This window comes from Pseudomonas sp. PvP001 (assembly GCF_040546375.1).
In the GTDB taxonomy this organism is placed as follows: domain Bacteria; phylum Pseudomonadota; class Gammaproteobacteria; order Pseudomonadales; family Pseudomonadaceae; genus Aquipseudomonas; species Aquipseudomonas coleopterorum.
In genome coordinates, this window is the sequence record NZ_JBEPNQ010000001.1 from 4,596,431 (window position 1) to 4,612,399 (window position 15,969).

Genomic DNA, 15,969 nt, shown 5'->3' on the forward strand with positions numbered 1-15,969 from the left:
CTAGGGTAAGGTCTGTCAGCCAACAGGAGCCTGCCCATGCCCGACCACGTCCCGCTCAAGCTCAGCAATCCGCCCGGCCTGTTCGACCCGGCGCCCTATGGTTACTCCCATGTGGCCGAGGTCGCCGGAGGCAGCAAGTTGTTGTTCATCGCCGGGCAAGGCGGTGAAAGCCTGGACAGCAGCATTTCCGCGGACTTTCAGTTGCAGGCCGGGCAGGCCCTGGCCAACCTGCGCACCGCCCTCGGTGCAGCCGGTGCCGACTACGCCCACGTCGCCAAGCTGACCGTATTGATCGTCGACCACGACCATGAGCGCCTGGCCATCTGGAGCGACACCCTGCGCGAGGCGTGGGGCGATGCCATGACCCCGGCCTGCACCTTGATCCCGGTGCCACGCTTGGCCCTGGACGGCATGCTCATCGAAGTCGATGCGGTGGCGGTGATGCCGCAATGAGCGAATTGATCAGCGCACTCCGAAATATCGTCGGCGCCAGCCATGTGCTCACCGACTCGGCCGAGACCGAACGCTTTCGGCAGGGTTTCCGCTTCGGCAGTGGCAACGCGCTGGCCGTGGTCCGCCCCGGCTCGCTGCTGGAGCAGTGGCAGGTGGTCAAGGCCTGCGTGGCGGCCGATGTGATCGTCATCATGCAGGCGGCCAACACCGGCCTGACCGGAGGTTCCACCCCCGACGGCGGTTACGACCGTGAAGTGGTGATCATCAGCACCTTGCGCATGCGCACGGTGCACGTGATCGAGGAGGGCCGTCAGGTCATCTGCTTCCCCGGCTCGACCCTCGATCAGCTGGAGAAGGTCCTCAAGCCTTTGGGTCGCGAGCCCCATTCGGTGATCGGTTCCTCGTGCATCGGCGCGTCGGTGTTCGGCGGCGTCTGCAACAATTCAGGCGGCTCGCTGGTGCGTCGCGGCCCGGCCTACACGCAGATGGCGGTGTACGCCCAGCTCGGCGCCGATGGCACCTTGCAACTGGTCAATCACCTGGGCGTCGAACTGGGCGATACGCCCGAGCAGATCCTCGGCAACCTGGACGCTCAGCGCTACACCGCCGCCGATATCAAGGCCGACGCCGGGCTGGGCTCCGACCAATTGCTACGCCGCCTATGTGCGCGAGGTCGACGCGCCCACGCCCGCACGCTTCAATGCCGACCACCAGCGCCTGTACGAGGCCAGCGGCAGTGCCGGCAAGCTGGCGGTGTTCGCGGTACGCCTGGACACCTTCGCCGCCGAGCGCGACACCGCGGTGTTCTACATCGGCAGCAACGACACCGCCGACCTCACCCAGATCCGCCGGCACATGCTCGAACGGTTCGACGAGCTGCCGATCGCCGGCGAGTACATGCACCGCGACGCCTACGACGTGGCCGCCGAATACGGCAAGGACACGTTTCTGATGATCCACCACCTGGGCACCCAGCGCCTGCCCAAGCTGTTCGCCTTGAAGAGCCGCGCCGACACTTTTCTCAAGCGCCTTCCCTGGCTGCGTGCCAACCTCGCCGACCGTGTCCTGCAACTGGCGGCGCGCTGCTTTCCCGAGCACCTGCCGCCACGCATTCGCGAGTTCCGTCAGCGCTATGAACACTACTTGATGCTCAAGGTGTCCGCCGGCTCGGTGGCGCCGACCCAGAAGCTGCTGGAAGAGCTGTTCGCCGGACGTGACGGTGATTTCTTCCGGTGCACCGCAGAAGAGGGCAGCAAGGCCTTCCTGCATCGCTTCGCTGCCGCCGGTGCTGCGGTGCGCTACCGCGCCGTGCACGATCGGGAGGTGGAGGATATCGTGGCGCTGGACATTGCCCTGGCGCGCAATGATCGGCAGTGGTTCGAGACGCTGCCCGCAGACATCGATCGGCAGATGATCGTCAAACTCTACTACGGGCATTTCTTCTGCCACGTGTTCCACCAGGACTACATCCTGCGCAAGGGCAGCGATTGTCTGGCGGTGGAGCATCGCATGTGGGCCCTGCTCGACGAACGCGGCGCCGAGTATCCGGCCGAGCACAACGTCGGCCATCTGTACCCGGCCAAGCCCGCGCTCAAGGCCTTCTATCAGCAACTGGACCCGTGCAACGCCTTCAATCCGGGTGTCGGCCAGACCTCGAAGTGCCGCCACTGGCACGAATGACCGCGGCGCCCCCTTCGCGGGTAGAACCCGCTCCCACAGGGTCACCGTTGTTTCTTGTCCATAAGGCCACCGCCGTTTCCTGTGGGAGCGGGCTCTGCCCGCGAAGGGCTCGACGCGGTGCATCAGGTAGACCGCTGCACCCCTTTCGCGGGTAGAACCCGCTCCCACAGGTCACCAGCGTCTCTTGTCCACAAGGCCACCGCCGTTTCCTGTGGGAGCGGGCTCTGCCCGCGAAGGGCTCGACGCGGTGCATCTGGTAGACCGCGGCGTCCCTTTCGCGGGTAGAACCCGCTCCCACAGGTTTCCACTGCTTCTTGCACGGGGCTGTTTCTTGTCCAGGGGGTTGCCGCCGATTCAGTCGGGCAGCCATTCCTGCAGGGTCAGTTCCACGGTGATGAACGACAGGTTGCGGCCGCGCTCCAGGCGTCCGGCGAAGATGTTGCCGTCGGCGTCGGCCACCACGGCTTGCAGTCGGCTCTCACCGATGACGATCTCGCCGCTGATGCTCAGTATCTCCACGCCGGGCCCGGGCACGGTCAGGGTCTTCATGCCCTGTCGGCCCAGATAGCCCAGCTGTGCGTCGATCAGGCTGCCCAACCCGCCGCGAATCACGGCCAGCTCGATGCCGTGGCTGGCACACAGGGCTTCGGCGCTTTCGACGATGTCTTCGTTGGGCTTGAGCCGCGCCACCACCAGACGCCCCAGGCGGCCGGTCTGGACGGTTGAAGGGGACAGGTCGGGTTCGAGTACGGCGCTGGGGTTCATGAGGCCTCCTGATCGATCGGGTGCAACAGGCTGAAATGGGTTTCCGCGTCGGGCTGGGCCTGGTAGGCCACCTGGTCGAACAGGCACAGGCGGATCACCAGGCTTTCGCTGCCGACCACCAGCCTGTCGAGCAGCAGATGGCCGCCGTGCTGCTCGCCGTCGCGATCCAGAAAGCCGGCGTGGCAGTGCAGCAATGGCCTGTTCTGCGCATCCCGGCCCACGGTGATGGCACCGCTGATGAAAGTGATGTAGCCGTCCAGCACCACCGGGGCGCCGTAGTCGTAGGGGCGCTCCGGCTTGTCGGTGACCACCATGCGGTGGTAGCTCAGGTGCGCCGCGCCACCACACAGGATGCGGCCCACGGCGCTGCCGTACCGACGCCCCTGCAGGGCTTGCAGTACGCCTGCGCCGACGTTGCACGCCAGCGGCAGCACCAGGCGCAGTTCTTCACCCTGGGCCACGCTGCGGTCCAGCCGACGCGGCTGCTGGGCCGGCCCGCCATGGACGAAAACCCGCACGCCGTCGCGCTCCTCGAAATGGGGATTCATCAGGCCACCTCCTCGCGTTCCTGCAGCAGGGTGCGGATCTGCTTCTTGACGATCTTGCCGTAGCCGGACTTGGGCATGGCGTCCCAGCGCACGAAGCGCTTGGGCCACTTGTAGCGGGCCAGGCGCGGCTCCAGGTGGGCCAGCAACTGCTCGTCGCTGACCTGGCCGGTGGTGACGATCACCGCGCAGCCGCACTCGCCCCATTTCTCGTCCGGCATGCCCAGCACCGCCACCTCGTTGACCGCCGGATGCGTCAGCAGCGCTTCCTCGACCTCGCGCGGGTACACGTTGGAGCCGCCAGAGATGTACATGTCCGAGGCGCGGCCGGTGATGAACAGATACCCCTGTTCGTCGACATGGCCCAGGTCGCCGGTGTGGAACCAGCCGTGTTTGAAGCAACTGGCGTTGGCCGTCGGGTTGTTGTAATAGCCGCTGAACACAGCCGGTCCGCGTACGCAGATCTCGCCGTCCTCACCGGTGGCCAACTCGTTGCCGGCGTCGTCCAGAATGGCCACCTGCATGCCCGTGCGCGGATAGCCGCAACTGCCGACCTTGGCGGCGGGCGAGTCTTCGGCGTCGTGGCAATCGGCGGGCAGCACGGTGATGTTGCCGGTGACCTCGCCCAGACCGTAATACTGCACCAGCACCTTGCCCAGCTTGCGCAGGGCGTGGCATTGATCGGCGCGGTACATCGGCGCGCCGGCGTAGATCACATGGCGCAGGCTGCTGTGGTCGTAGCGGTCGACGGCAGGGTCTTCGGTGAGCATCTTGACGATGGTCGGCACGGTGAACAGGTTGTCGACGCGGTGTTCCTGTACCAGGCGCCAGGCTTCGTCGCAGTCCAGCCGGTCGCTGGCCGGCAGTACGCAGGCGGCGCCACGCGCCACGTTGACCAGCGCGTGGATGCCGGCCCCGTGAGACAGCGGCGCCAGCACCAGCGAGCGCGAATGCTGGGAGAGGCCCGGCATCAGGTCGGCAATGTGGTTGTTGATGACGAAGGCCATCTGCCCGTGGGTGAGCACACCGGCCTTGGGATGACCGGTGGTGCCGGAGGTGTAGAAGAACCACAGCGGGTCATGGTAATTGACGTCGGCGGCGCGGAACGTGCTGGCGTGTGGCGCGCCTTCGTCGAGCAATTGCCCGTAGCTCAGTTCGCCCGCGCGCGGCTCGCCGATGGCGATCACCTGCGCCAGCGCCGGCGACTCGGCGCGCACCGCATCCACGTAATGCGCCAGCCCCTCGTCGTAGAGCATCGCCACCGCACCGCTGGAACTGCCCAGGTAGGCGGCCTCGGGCGGGGTAATGCGCACGTTGGTCGGCACCCACACCGCACCCAGGCGGAACGCCACCCAGGCGCTTTCGAACAGCGGCAGGTTGTTGCGCGAATGCACCAGCAGCTTGTCGCCCTTGCCCACCCCCCGCGCGCGCAGCGCCGCGGCGACGCTGTCGACCCGTTGCGAAATGCTGCGCCAGGTGTGCACCTGCTCGCCGCGAATGAAGCCCGGCGCGTCCGGATAGCGCCGGGCGATCTGGTTGAGCAGTTCGCCCAGGTTCATCACGTTGTCGATGCCGGTCATTGCACGCGCTCCAGAATGCTCACGTAGTTGGTCACCGCCGCGCCGCCCATGTTGAAGACGCCGGCGCGATCGGCCTTGGCCAACTGCATGTCGCCGGCCTGGCCGCTGAGCTGCATGGCCGCCATCACGTGCATCGACACCCCGGTGGCACCGATCGGGTGGCCCTTGGACTTGAGTCCGCCGGACGGGTTGACCGGCAGGCGACCATCCTTGCGGCTGATGCCTTCGGCAATCACCCGCGCGCCCTGGCCACGCTCGGCCAGGCCCATGGCCTCGTATTCCAGCAGCTCGGCAATGGTGAAGCAGTCGTGGGTTTCCACCAGCGACAGATCAGCCAGGCTCAGCCCCGCGGTGTCCAGCGCCTGTTGCCAGGCTCGCGCGGCGCCTTCGAACACCGTCGGGTCGCGGCGCGACAGTGGCAGGTAGTCGTTGACCTGCACCGCCGCCCTGAAGCTGATCGCCTGGCCCCGGCCGGGCGCGTGGTCGTCGCGGCTGATGATCAGCGCGGCAGCGCCGTCGGTGATCAGCGAGCAGTCAGTGCGCTTGAGCGGTCCGGCCACGAACGGGTTCTTCGCCGACGGTTCGCGACAGAAGTCATAGCCCAGGTCGCGACGCATGTGCGCGTAGGGGTTCAGTGCGCCGTTGGCGTGGTTTTTCGCGGCAATCATCGCCAGCGCGTCGGACTGGTCGCCGTAGCGCTCGAAGTAGGTCTGGGCGATGGTGCCGAACACCCCGGCGAAGCCACCTTCGATCTGCGCTTCCTCCTTGGCGTAGCAGCACTTGAGCAGGATCTTGCCGACCTCGTCGGTGGGCAGCGTGTTCATCTTCTCGAAGCCCACCACCAGCGCGTGCCGAGCCTGCCCCGAGAGCACCGCCTGCAGCGCCGAGTGGATGGCTGCCGAGCCGGTGGAGCAGGCGTTTTCCAGACGTACCGACGGGGTGAAGCGCAGCGCCGGAATATGATTGGCGAGCAGCGCGGAAGGAAAGTCCTGATACAGAAAGCCGGCATTGAAATGGCCGACGTGGACCGAATCGATCTGCTCGGCGTCCAGCCCGGCATGTTCGAGCGCGCCCACGGCCGCATCGGCCACCATCTGCTCGGGGTCGAGCTGGTCGAATTTGCCGAAGGGGGAGTGGAACCAACCGCTGATGACTGGCGAACCCATGAGGTGTGTCCTCGATTGAAGGCTTGTTGATGTTGTTTGCCAAGGGCGATAGCAAGAGCGGTGCCAAGGCCTTGAAACGCCAGCCGGCGGCGGGCTGGCTGTTACCCCGCAGACGTCGGGTGTCGCCCCAGGTGTCGCTTCGTCGGTGCTGGGCGACACCTGAGGGAGACACCTGTTAGATCGAGCCGGGCAGGGCTTGGCGCCTGACATCTGCGGATACATTCACATCGGTACGAGTTTGTTCAGACAAAACAGCAGCTTGCTGTCCGCTGCACGCCGATGGGCACGGTTTTTCCGCGGGTCGGGCAGGGGTGGCACCCGATTTGCTTTCTCACCGGTACCCCAGCGCCTGCCCCGGCAGCCCGGTGAATGAAAGCTGGTCAATAAAAACAAGAAGGTCAGGAGAGCTACATGAGTGATTTCTCGCGCCGCCGTTTTATCAAGACCGCCACCCTCGCATCGGCGGCCGTTGCCGCCACGGGGCTGGGCTTGTTCAGCCCACGCAGCGAGGCAGCGGATTTCAGGCTCAAGTTCGCCAACAACCTGCCCATGATTCACCCGATGAACGTGCGGGCGCGGGAAATGGCCAAGGCCATCAAGGAAGAAACCAACGGCGCGGTGCAGATCCAGGTGTTCCCCAGCAGCCAGCTGGGCAGCGATACCGACACCCTGGCCCAGGTGCGTTCCGGCGCGGTGGACCTGTTCGCGTTGTCGCCGGTCATCCTCGGTACCTTGGTGCCTTCGGTGCAGATCAGCGCCGTGGGTTTTGCCTTCAAGGACTACGATCAGGTCTGGAGCGCGATGGACGGTGACCTGGGCGCCCACGTGCGCAGCGAGATCGCCAAGACCGAAACCCTGTTCGCCTTCGACAAGATGTGGGACAACGGCTTTCGCGTCACCACCACCAGTACCCGCCCGGTGCTCAAGCCCGAAGATCTGGTGGGCATGAAGCTGCGCGTGCCACCCAGTCCGATCATCATGTCGATCTTCAAGGCATTCGAGGCGGCGCCCACCAGCATCAATTTCGCCGAAGTGTATTCGGCCCTGCAGACGCGCATCGTCGAGGGTCAGGAAAACCCGCTGACCCTGGTGTCGTCGGCCAAACTCTATGAAGTGCAGAAGTACTGCTCGCTGACCAACCATGTGTGGGACGGCTTCTGGATGCTCGGCAACAGCAAGTCGTTCGCCCGCCTGCCGGCCGACGTGCAGGCGGTGGTGCGCAAGCACATCGATGCTGCGGTCATGGGCCAGCGCGCCGACCTGGCCGCCTTGCAGGGCAGCATCCGCGACACCCTCAAGGAAAAAGGCCTGGAGCTGGCCGACACCGAGCCGCAGGCGTTCCGCGAGAAGCTGCGCAGCGCCAACTATTACGCCGACTGGCACGAGAAGTTTGGTGAGGCCGCCTGGGCCATCCTCGAAAAATACTCCGGGAAGCTGGCATGATGAGCGCCGAGGCGATGCCGGCCGAAACCGTTGCCATGCGCCTGCCGGCCCGGGCGCTGACCTGCCTCAATCGCTGCGCCATGCGCGTGGTCGAGGTGCTTGCCGTGGCCTTGATGCTGGTGGAAACCTGCGTGCTGCTCGCCGGCGTCGTCTCGCGCTACGTGTTTCACAACCCGCTGGTGTGGACCGACGAGCTGGCCTCGTCGCTGTTCATCTGGCTGGCGATGTTCGGCGCCGTGCTGGCGCTCGATCGGGGCGAGCACATGCGCATGTCGGCGCTGGTCAACAAGCTGCCGCCGGCCTGGCGCGGTTTCAGCGAAACCCTGTCGGCGCTGATCGTGGTGCTGTTCGTGGCCATGATCATCACCCCGGCGATGGTCCACTCCCACGAACAGATGGCGATCACCACGCCGGCCCTGGGCATTCCCGACGGCGTGCGCGCCGCCGCGCTGCCGGTCGGCGCCATGCTCATGCTGCTGGCGGCGGTCGCGCGCATGGCGCGCTATTCCACCCTGCGCCAGTTCGTCGCCGGCGTGGCCGTGGTCGCCGTGGTAGGCGGTACGCTGTGGCTGGCCCAGCCGCTGCTCGCCGAGATCGGCAACTACAACCTGGTGGTGTTCTTCCTGGTACTGCTGGGCGCCTGCGTGTTCGGGGGCATCCCGATCGCGTTCGCCTTCGGCACCGCCACCATGGCCTATCTGGCGCTGGCGACTCACGCCCCGTTGTCCATCGTCGTCGGGCGCATGGACGAAGGCATGTCGCACATGGTGCTGCTCGCCGTGCCGCTGTTCGTCCTGCTGGGCGTGGTGCTGCAGCTATCGGGCATGGCCCGCACGCTGATCGACTTCATGGCCTCGCTGCTGGGTCATGTCCGCGGCGGTCTGCAATACGTGCTGCTTGGCGCCATGTTCCTGGTGTCGGGGATTTCCGGCTCCAAGGTGGCCGACATGGCAGCGGTTGCGCCGGCACTATTTCCGGAGATGAAGAAACGCGGCTCCGAGCCCGAAGAGCTGGCCGCCCTGCTGGCGGCCACCGGGGCGATGACCGAAACCATTCCGCCGAGCCTGGTGCTGATCACCATCGGCGCCGTGTGCAGTGTCTCGATCACCGCGCTGTTCATCGGCGGCCTGATGCCGGCGGTGGTGGCCACCGTGGTCATCGCCATCGTCTGCTGGTGGCGCTCGCGCAAGGAAGCCATGCCCACCGTCAAGCGGGCACCGATGTCGGTGGTGGCGAAGACCTTCATGGTCGCGCTGCCGGCCCTGGCCTTGCCATTGCTGATCCGCGTGGCGGTGCTCGAAGGTGCGGCCACGGCTACCGAAGTCTCGACCATCGGCGTGGCCTATGTGGTGCTGGTGGGCTTGGTGATGCACCTGTTCATGCGCCACATCGAGTTCCGCAAGGTCTACCCGATGATGATCGAGGCCGCGGCGTTGTCCGGGGCGATCCTGTTGATCATCGGCATGGCTTCGGCCATGGCCTGGGCACTGACCCAGTCGGGGTTCTCGGCCAATCTGGTCGACCTGATAAGCGAAATCCCCGGCGGCGCCATCGGCTTCATGTTCGTCACCATCGTGACCTTCCTGATTCTAGGCAGCGTGCTCGAAGGCATTCCAGCCATCGTGCTGTTCGGCCCATTGATGTTCCCGCTCGCCGAAATGCTCGGCATTCATCCGGTGCACTACGCCATGGTGGTGATCCTGGCCATGGGCATCGGCCTGTTCGCGCCGCCCCTGGGCGTGGGTTTCTACGCCGCCTGTGCGATCAGCAAGACGCCGTCCGACCATGTCATCCGCCGCGTCTGGGGTTACCTGGCAGCATTGGTAGTGGCGCTGGTCATCGTTGCCTGTTTTCCGTGGATTTCCATCGGTTTCCTTTAAGAGAGTCCTGGTCATGAGCCAAGCAGTCAGACAGCTTCCCAGCAAGAGCGGCGAGGGCCGGGTGGCCTTCATCACCGGCGCGGCCATGGGGCATTGGCGCGGCGATCGCCCAGCGCCTGGGCGAGGACGGCCACAGTGTGGTGGTGGCCGACATCAACCGCGGCGCCGCCGAAGAAATGGTCGCCGGTTTGCACGCCCAGGGTATCGAGGCGCGGGCGGTGGTGATCGATATCGGTGATGCGCAGTCGATCGCCGAGGTGTTCGCCGGTCTGTCGCGTTGCGACGTGCTGGTGAACAATGCCGGCATCGCCAGGACCCAGGCCTTTCTGGACTGCGACCTGGCCGATTGGCAGCGGGTGTTGAACATCAACGTGACCGGTGCGCTGCTGTGCGGTCAGCAGGCCGCGCGGCTGATGAAGGAGCAGGGCTGGGGGCGGATCATCAACGTCGCGTCAATCAGTGGCATGCGGGCGAGCACGGGGCGCACGGCCTATGGCACGTCGAAGGCCGCGGTGATCGGTCTGACCCGGCAGATGGCGGTCGAACTGGCCGAGTACGGCATCACCGTCAATGGCATCGCGCCGGGGCCGGTGGATACACCACTGACCCAGCGCCTGCACTCCAGCGCCACCCGCGACTCCTATGCCCGCGCCGTACCCATGCGCCGCTACGGCACCCCGGCGGAAATGGCCGGCGCGGTGGCCTTCCTCGCCTCCGACGATGCTTCCTACATCAGCGGTCATGTGATTCCTGTGGATGGCGGCTACATGGCGTCCGGCATTCTGGAAATCTGAGCGCGTCGGCGAGCGCGAACGCTGACTTGTCAAAATCCCTGGGGTAGTGGAGCTTCCTATGGGAGCGGGGCAGGCGGCGAGCCCTCTGCCCGCGAAGGCCGCGCTTCGGTACATCAGACAGATCGCATGCACCGCCGACGCGGCTCGCGCCGCTGCTACAAAAGCACCGCTCCCATAATGTCAGCTCACCTGCCGGGTCAGCCTCCAGGATGTATCGCCCCTCACTGATCCTGCAGCGTCGCCTCTTCACCCGCGCGCATGGCGCTTTCCACGAAAGTGGCAATGCAGGGATTGTGATTGTCGGCCTTCCACACCGCGACCACCTCGACCACTGGCGGCGCCACCAGCGGGCGGAAGGTGGTGGTGGTCAGGCGCATGTTGCGCATCGAGCGCGGCACGATGGCGATGCCCAGGCCTTCGCCGACCAGGTTGACGATGGTCTGCTGCATGTTGATTTCCAGCCCGACGTTCGGCGTCACGCCATGCTGCAGGCAGTAATTGACGATCATGTCATGCAGCGCCGGGGCGATACGCCGTGGCACGATGATGAAGGTTTCCGCCGCCAGGTCGCGCGGATCGATCAGCGGCTGTTCGAGCAACCGATGCCCCGGCGGCAGCACCACCGTCATCTCTTCACGGTAGATGGTCACCGTTTCCAGCCCGCTGCAATCCTGCGGCCGGTACATGATCGCCACATCCTTGCTGCCGCTGCTGATGTCCTGGGCCAGGTCCATGGGCAGGGTTTCGGTCAGCTTGAGGTTCACCTGCGGGTACTGCGCCGCGTAACGCCGGGTGATGGCCGGAGTGACGCTGTAGGCCGTCGACATCATGAACCCCACCGACAGCTCACCCGCCGCCCCCCGCGCCGCCGCCAGCGCATTGCGCTTGGCCTGCTCGAACGCGGCGAACACCGTGCCGGTGTCCAGATAGAACCGCTGGCCGGCATCGGTCAGCTCCACATGGCGCCGCGAGCGATCGAACAGCTTCACGCCCAGCTCTTCCTCCAGCAGCGCAATCTGTCGCGACAGCGGTGGTTGGGAGATGTGCAGGCGCTCGGCGGCACGGCCAAAGTGCAGGGTTTCAGCCAACGCACGAAAATACTGTAAATGCCTGAGCTCGATCATGATGCTCGCAAAGGTATCAGTGGGTACCTGATTATGGATTGGAAAACATAACTCCGCCTGCCGTATTGTGAAATGGCCACAGCGTCGAGGCTTGCGTCACGAGCGCCAGACCTCGAGATAGTCACGAGCTATAAAACAATAAAAGGTGACGCCGATGTCTTCCGTTCGCGAACACACTGCACGTACCACTTCGCCCGCACTGTCCTGCGCGCCACTGCCCGAATCCGATATCGCCAACGACAGCGACCCACAGGTGCGCCAGGCCTTCCGCCGCGCCCTGCGCCTGATGGAACGCGGCATCGCCGTGCTCGTTCAGGGCGAAACCGGCACCGGCAAGGAAGTGCTGGCCCGCGCCCTGCATGCCCACAGCCAACGCCATCGGGCCCAGTGCGTGGCGCTCAATTGCGCCTCCATTCCGGAAAGCCTGATCGAGAGCGAGCTGTTCGGCTACTCGCGCGGCGCCTTTTCCGGCGCGTTGCCCTGCGGCAAGAAAGGCAAGGTTCAGCAGGCTGACGGCGGCACGTTGTTTCTCGACGAAATCGGCGACATGCCCTTCGAACAGCAAACCCGCCTGCTGCGGGTCATCGCCGAACGCGAAGTCAGCCCTCTGGGTGCCGAGCGCAGCGTCAAGGTCGACTTCGCGCTGATCTGCGCCACCCACCAGAACCTCACCGGTCTGGTCGAGCAGGGTGCTTTTCGCGAAGACCTGTTCTATCGCATCGCCACCGGCGTCGTACAGTTGCCGCCCCTGCGCGAGCGTACCGACCGCGCCGAACTGGTCTGCCGGATGGTGGCCAGCGAACTGCCCGGCTGCGACCCGCGGCAGGTCATCGCTTCGGATGTCTGGCCGCTGCTGCTCAATCACCCCTGGCCAGGCAATCTGCGGCAGATGCGTGCAGTGATTCGCTACGCCTGCGCGGTGATGGAGGGCAGCCGCATCCAGCGCAGCGATCTGCCTGCGGACTTTGTTGCGCAACAGGGTACGTCTACTCTGGCAGCGCCTGCCAACGTCACGCCGATCCGTCGTCCGGTAACCCTGGCGACGCCGGTCGACGAGCGCGCCGACGTGCTGGATGTGCTCAACGCCTGCCGCTGGAACATGTCCGCGGCAGCCCGTGCCCTGGGCATCTGTCGGCCGTCGCTGTACCGGGTATTACGCCGGCTGGGTATCCCGCCGCTCAAGGACCAACTCGCCCAGGGCGTTTACCAGCCGGCCTGACGACCCGCTTTGCGCTGCAGGCTCTTCAACCAAGGGAACAACAATAATGAATGCCCCTATCAGTCTTGCCATCACCGGCCAGGTGGCGGTGGTGACCGGTGCCGCGCGCGGTATCGGCTTTGCCATCGCTCAGGCGCTGGGTCAATGCGGTGCACGGGTCGCGATTGCCGATCTCGACGGCGCGGCCGCCAGCGCCGCTGCCGGGCAATTGTGCAAACTGGGCATCGACGCCATCGGCGTGGCCGTGGACGTGGCCGACGAAGGCCAGGTGCAGGCCATGGTCGAGACCATCGAACGAGCGCTGGGCGGTATCGACATTCTGGTCAACAATGCCGGGATCGTCTCGACCGGGCCGTTGCTGGACGTCAGCGCCGCCGAATGGAACCGGGTCCTGGCCATCGACCTCACCAGCGTGTTTTTCTGTGCCAAGGCCGTGCTGCCCGGCATGATGGCGCGGCGCGCCGGGCGCATCATCAATATCGCCTCGGTGGCCGGCAAACGCGGCGGTGGTCTGTTGGGCAACAGTTGCTACGCAGCGGCCAAGGGCGGCGTGATCGCCTTGACCAAGGGCCTGGCCCGCGAAGCCGGGCCATTCAACATCACCGCCAACGCCATCACCCCGGCCTTGACCGACACCGAGATGACCCGAGCTCTGGCGCCCGAAGCACGCGCCCGGGTGCTCGCCGACATGCCCCTGGGCCGTGCCGGCTCACCGCGGGACATCGCCGCAGCCGTGTGCTTCCTTGCCAGCGACGCCGCCAGCTTCGTTACCGGCGAGATCATGGACGTCGACGGCGGCTACATGCGCGACTAGCGCTGCACCGCAGCCGGTATCAACGCCAGGATCAGCGATACCGTGACCAGCGACAACAGGGTCGATACCAGAATCGCACGGGACATGGTATCAGCCTCGCGGCCATACAACGCGGCCAGCATGAACGGCCCGTTGCCGATGGGCAGGGCACTCACCAGCAGCGCTGCCCAGGCCCACATCGCCGGGATGTCGAACACCCAGAACGCCAGCCACGCCGTCAGCGCCGGTTGCAGCAGCAGTTTCATCGCTACCAGCATGGCCAGGGTCTTGCTGTCGGCTTTCTGGGATTTCTCCGCCGCCAGGAACAGCCCGATCGACACCAGCGCACAGGGCCCCGCCGCAGCACCCAGAAACTGGAACAACTGGCGAACGCCCACCGGGAGCACCAGGCCGCTGTAGGCCACCAGCGAGCCCAGCACCGGAGCCACCATGATCGGATTGCGCAGCAGCGACTGGCCGACCTTGAGCAGCGTGCGCCCCAGGTGTTTCTCGGTCTGCTGGAAGGTCTCGATCATGATGATGGCCACGGCGAACAGCAGGCAGGCGGTCATCACCGCGCCGATCACTGCCGGAGCGATGCCGGGGTCGCCAAAGGTCAGCAGGCACAGAGGAATGCCTAGAAATCCCGAATTGGGATAGCCGGCGCCCAGCGCGTCGATGGTGGCGTCGAGAAAGTGCGCGTGGGCGCGCAACCGCAGCCACAGGGTCAGCAGAAAAACGATGCCCATGCCCAGGCCGAAAGCCAGCACGTAGCCCAGGTTCAGACCCTGCAAGGTACCCAGCCGCGCCATGGCTTCGAACAGCAGGGCAGGGAGGCCCAGATAGATCACGAATCGGTTGAGCTCGATGGAGGCATTGGGCCCCAGAACGTTGCGCCGACGGCAGACGAAACCCACCAGAATCAAGCCGAACACTGGAAAGGCGACGTTGAAGATTGCAAGCATCGGGCACGGTGTCCTTTGCACGGTTGGATGCCGAAGTGTAGCAGTGCCGCGGTGGACGGCACGCCCGTTCGCCGCCGCCGGTTGCGGAGCGATTCGAGCCTACCGTTGGGCGTCTCGTCGTTTTTTACTTGAAGGGAGGGGGGGAGGTCCATCTACACTGATGGCACTATCACATTAGGAGGCGATAGTGCGTCATGACAGCCGATAACCTGATGGACCTGGTTGCGCTGAAGCCGTTGTCTGCCACCGAGGCGGGCTGCGTGGATCGTGTGTTGCGCGCCATGCGCACACATCTAGGCATGGATGTAGCGTTCGTTTCCCATTTTCGCGACAGCGACCGCGTGTTCACTCACGTCGATGCCGCCAGCCCGGTGCCGCTCAGCCCAGGGGATGTGCTCGAGATGAGCGCTGGCTACTGTCGCGGCGTTGTCAGCGGCGAACTGCCCGGATTGATTCGTGACACCGGTCAATTGCCGGCCGCCATGGCCGTGCCCCAAACCCCAGGCCTGCCGGTCGGTGCGCACATGAGCGTGCCCATCCACTTGAGCGATGGCCGATTGTACGGGACCTTTTGCTGCTTCAGCCACACGCCCGATCCGGGGCTGAGCGAGCGCGATCTGAAGATGATGAACGTCTTCGCCGAACTGATCGCCGAGCGGCTCGAGACCGATCTGCAGAGGGCCCGCGACCACGACATCAAGACCTCGCGAGTGCTGGAAGTCATCGAGTCGCGTCAGCCGCGAGTGGTCTATCAGCCGATCTTCGACCTGCACACCATGCGTGTGGCGGGGTGGGAGTGCCTGTCACGTTTCAGCGGCGTACCGGCACGCACTCCGGACGTGTGGTTCAAGGAAGCCGCCGAAGTCGGGCTGGGAACGGAGCTGGAATGCCTCGCCATCCGCGAAGCGCTGGCCGGGCTGTCACGGCTGGCGCCGGACACCTACCTGAGCATCAACTGCTCGCCGGAGCTGGTGCTCAGCGGCGTCTTGCTGGGGGTTCTCCAGGAGTATCCCGCCGAACGCCTGGTGCTGGAGCTGACCGAACATGCCGTGGTGCAGGATTACGCATCGTTGCAGGTGGCGTTGCAGCCATTGCGGGTGCGAGGCGTACGGGTGGCGATCGATGACGCGGGCGCCGGCTATGCCAGCATGCGGCACATCCTTCAGGTGCGCCCGGACATCATCAAGCTCGACATGAGCCTGACCCGCGGTATCGATCAGGATTTCCAACGACGCGCCATGGCGTCGGCCTTGATCGCCTTCGCCCGGGAGACCGGCAGCGTGATTGTCGCCGAAGGCGTGGAAACCGAAGCCGAACTGGCGCAACTCAAACGCCTGGGCGCCGCCAACGCCCAAGGCTTCCTCCTCGGCCGCCCCGAACCCCTGTAGCAGCAGCGCCCCCAGACGCGGCTCGCGCCGCTGCTACAGGGACCGCGCCCGCACCATCTCTGGGAACGTTCGCTTACCCCTGTAGCAGCGGCGCAAGCCGCGTCGGCGGCGCACGCGGAGAGTCAGAACAAACGCAGCGCCCCCGGACGCGGCTCGCGCCGCTGCTACACGGAT

The 15,969-nt window shown here is 65.5% G+C and carries 15 protein-coding genes and 1 pseudogene; 9 read left to right on the forward strand and 7 right to left on the reverse strand.

The features are described 5' to 3' along the window. Positions 1 to 36 precede the first annotated feature (36 nt). Both ABMD26_RS21020 and ABMD26_RS21025 read left to right on the forward strand, forming a co-directional pair. On the forward strand, positions 37 to 453 hold the full coding sequence (locus ABMD26_RS21020) for a RidA family protein (RefSeq protein WP_090357745.1): 417 nt from the start codon (positions 37 to 39) through the stop codon (positions 451 to 453). Further along, a pseudogene (locus ABMD26_RS21025) lies at positions 450 to 911 on the forward strand (FAD-binding protein); the annotation flags it as partial. The gene ABMD26_RS21020 and the pseudogene ABMD26_RS21025, both read left to right, overlap by 4 nt. On the opposite strand, the gene ABMD26_RS21030 reads toward ABMD26_RS21025, so the two are convergent. Next, positions 897 to 1,100, reverse strand: a complete 204-nt coding sequence (locus ABMD26_RS21030; protein WP_354311866.1) for a hypothetical protein — start codon at positions 1,098 to 1,100, stop codon at positions 897 to 899. The pseudogene ABMD26_RS21025 and the gene ABMD26_RS21030 overlap by 15 nt on opposite strands. 16 nt (positions 1,101 to 1,116) lie before the next feature. Here ABMD26_RS21030 and dld point away from each other — a divergent pair, with 16 nt between their 5' ends. Next, a complete protein-coding gene (dld, locus tag ABMD26_RS21035) occupies positions 1,117 to 2,133 on the forward strand; it encodes a D-lactate dehydrogenase (protein WP_354311855.1) in 1,017 nt (338 codons plus the stop codon). A 354-nt stretch (positions 2,134 to 2,487) separates the two neighbouring features. Here the strand turns inward: dld and ABMD26_RS21040 are convergent, their stop codons facing one another. Genes ABMD26_RS21040 through ABMD26_RS21055 form a run of 4 tightly spaced genes read right to left on the reverse strand, consistent with a single transcriptional unit; the run spans position 2,488 to position 6,189 of the window. Continuing rightward, complete coding sequence (locus ABMD26_RS21040; RefSeq protein ID WP_354311584.1) at positions 2,488 to 2,898, reverse strand: PPC domain-containing DNA-binding protein; 411 nt, start codon at positions 2,896 to 2,898, stop codon at positions 2,488 to 2,490. Further along, on the reverse strand, positions 2,895 to 3,446 hold the full coding sequence (locus ABMD26_RS21045; protein ID WP_134721880.1) for a PPC domain-containing DNA-binding protein: 552 nt from the start codon (positions 3,444 to 3,446) through the stop codon (positions 2,895 to 2,897). Before ABMD26_RS21045 ends, ABMD26_RS21040 begins: the two co-directional genes overlap by 4 nt. Continuing rightward, positions 3,446 to 5,023 (reverse strand): acyl-CoA synthetase, encoded by a 1,578-nt coding sequence (locus ABMD26_RS21050; protein WP_320521715.1) that lies wholly within the window; start codon positions 5,021 to 5,023, stop codon positions 3,446 to 3,448. The genes ABMD26_RS21045 and ABMD26_RS21050 overlap by 1 nt, the downstream gene beginning before the upstream one ends. Beyond that, a complete protein-coding gene (locus ABMD26_RS21055; RefSeq protein WP_354311587.1) occupies positions 5,020 to 6,189 on the reverse strand; it encodes an acetyl-CoA acetyltransferase in 1,170 nt (389 codons plus the stop codon). The genes ABMD26_RS21050 and ABMD26_RS21055 overlap by 4 nt, the downstream gene beginning before the upstream one ends. A gap of 411 nt (positions 6,190 to 6,600) precedes the next feature. Between ABMD26_RS21055 and ABMD26_RS21060 the strand changes: the two genes are divergently transcribed. The 3 genes from ABMD26_RS21060 to ABMD26_RS21070 all read left to right on the forward strand — a co-directional run bounded on the left by ABMD26_RS21060 (position 6,601) and on the right by ABMD26_RS21070 (position 10,306). Then, positions 6,601 to 7,632: a TRAP transporter substrate-binding protein gene (locus tag ABMD26_RS21060; RefSeq protein ID WP_049859310.1), complete on the forward strand. Its 1,032-nt coding sequence runs from the start codon at positions 6,601 to 6,603 to the stop codon at positions 7,630 to 7,632. Next, positions 7,629 to 9,512, forward strand: coding sequence for a TRAP transporter large permease (locus ABMD26_RS21065; protein WP_122743300.1), 1,884 nt, complete (start codon positions 7,629 to 7,631; stop codon positions 9,510 to 9,512). Before ABMD26_RS21060 ends, ABMD26_RS21065 begins: the two co-directional genes overlap by 4 nt. 143 nt (positions 9,513 to 9,655) lie before the next feature. Beyond that, positions 9,656 to 10,306, forward strand: a complete 651-nt coding sequence (locus tag ABMD26_RS21070; protein ID WP_502948326.1) for an SDR family NAD(P)-dependent oxidoreductase — start codon at positions 9,656 to 9,658, stop codon at positions 10,304 to 10,306. 221 nt (positions 10,307 to 10,527) lie between these two features. Here ABMD26_RS21070 and ABMD26_RS21075 read toward each other — a convergent pair whose 3' ends face one another. Continuing rightward, a complete protein-coding gene (locus ABMD26_RS21075; RefSeq protein WP_122743298.1) occupies positions 10,528 to 11,430 on the reverse strand; it encodes a LysR family transcriptional regulator in 903 nt (300 codons plus the stop codon). Positions 11,431 to 11,584: 154 nt separating this feature from the next. Here ABMD26_RS21075 and ABMD26_RS21080 point away from each other — a divergent pair, with 154 nt between their 5' ends. Continuing rightward, a complete protein-coding gene (locus ABMD26_RS21080) occupies positions 11,585 to 12,649 on the forward strand; it encodes a sigma-54-dependent Fis family transcriptional regulator (RefSeq protein WP_354311590.1) in 1,065 nt (354 codons plus the stop codon). A gap of 46 nt (positions 12,650 to 12,695) precedes the next feature. Continuing rightward, the gene (locus ABMD26_RS21085; RefSeq protein WP_354311592.1) at positions 12,696 to 13,463 is read left to right on the forward strand and encodes an SDR family NAD(P)-dependent oxidoreductase; all 768 of its coding nucleotides are present in this window, start codon (positions 12,696 to 12,698) and stop codon (positions 13,461 to 13,463) included. Here the strand turns inward: ABMD26_RS21085 and ABMD26_RS21090 are convergent. Continuing rightward, on the reverse strand, positions 13,460 to 14,407 hold the full coding sequence (locus tag ABMD26_RS21090) for an AEC family transporter (protein WP_122743295.1): 948 nt from the start codon (positions 14,405 to 14,407) through the stop codon (positions 13,460 to 13,462). The genes ABMD26_RS21085 and ABMD26_RS21090 overlap by 4 nt on opposite strands. 194 nt (positions 14,408 to 14,601) lie before the next feature. Here ABMD26_RS21090 and ABMD26_RS21095 point away from each other — a divergent pair, with 194 nt between their 5' ends. Continuing rightward, on the forward strand, positions 14,602 to 15,795 hold the full coding sequence (locus ABMD26_RS21095; protein ID WP_134721888.1) for a sensor domain-containing phosphodiesterase: 1,194 nt from the start codon (positions 14,602 to 14,604) through the stop codon (positions 15,793 to 15,795). Positions 15,796 to 15,969 lie beyond the last annotated feature (174 nt).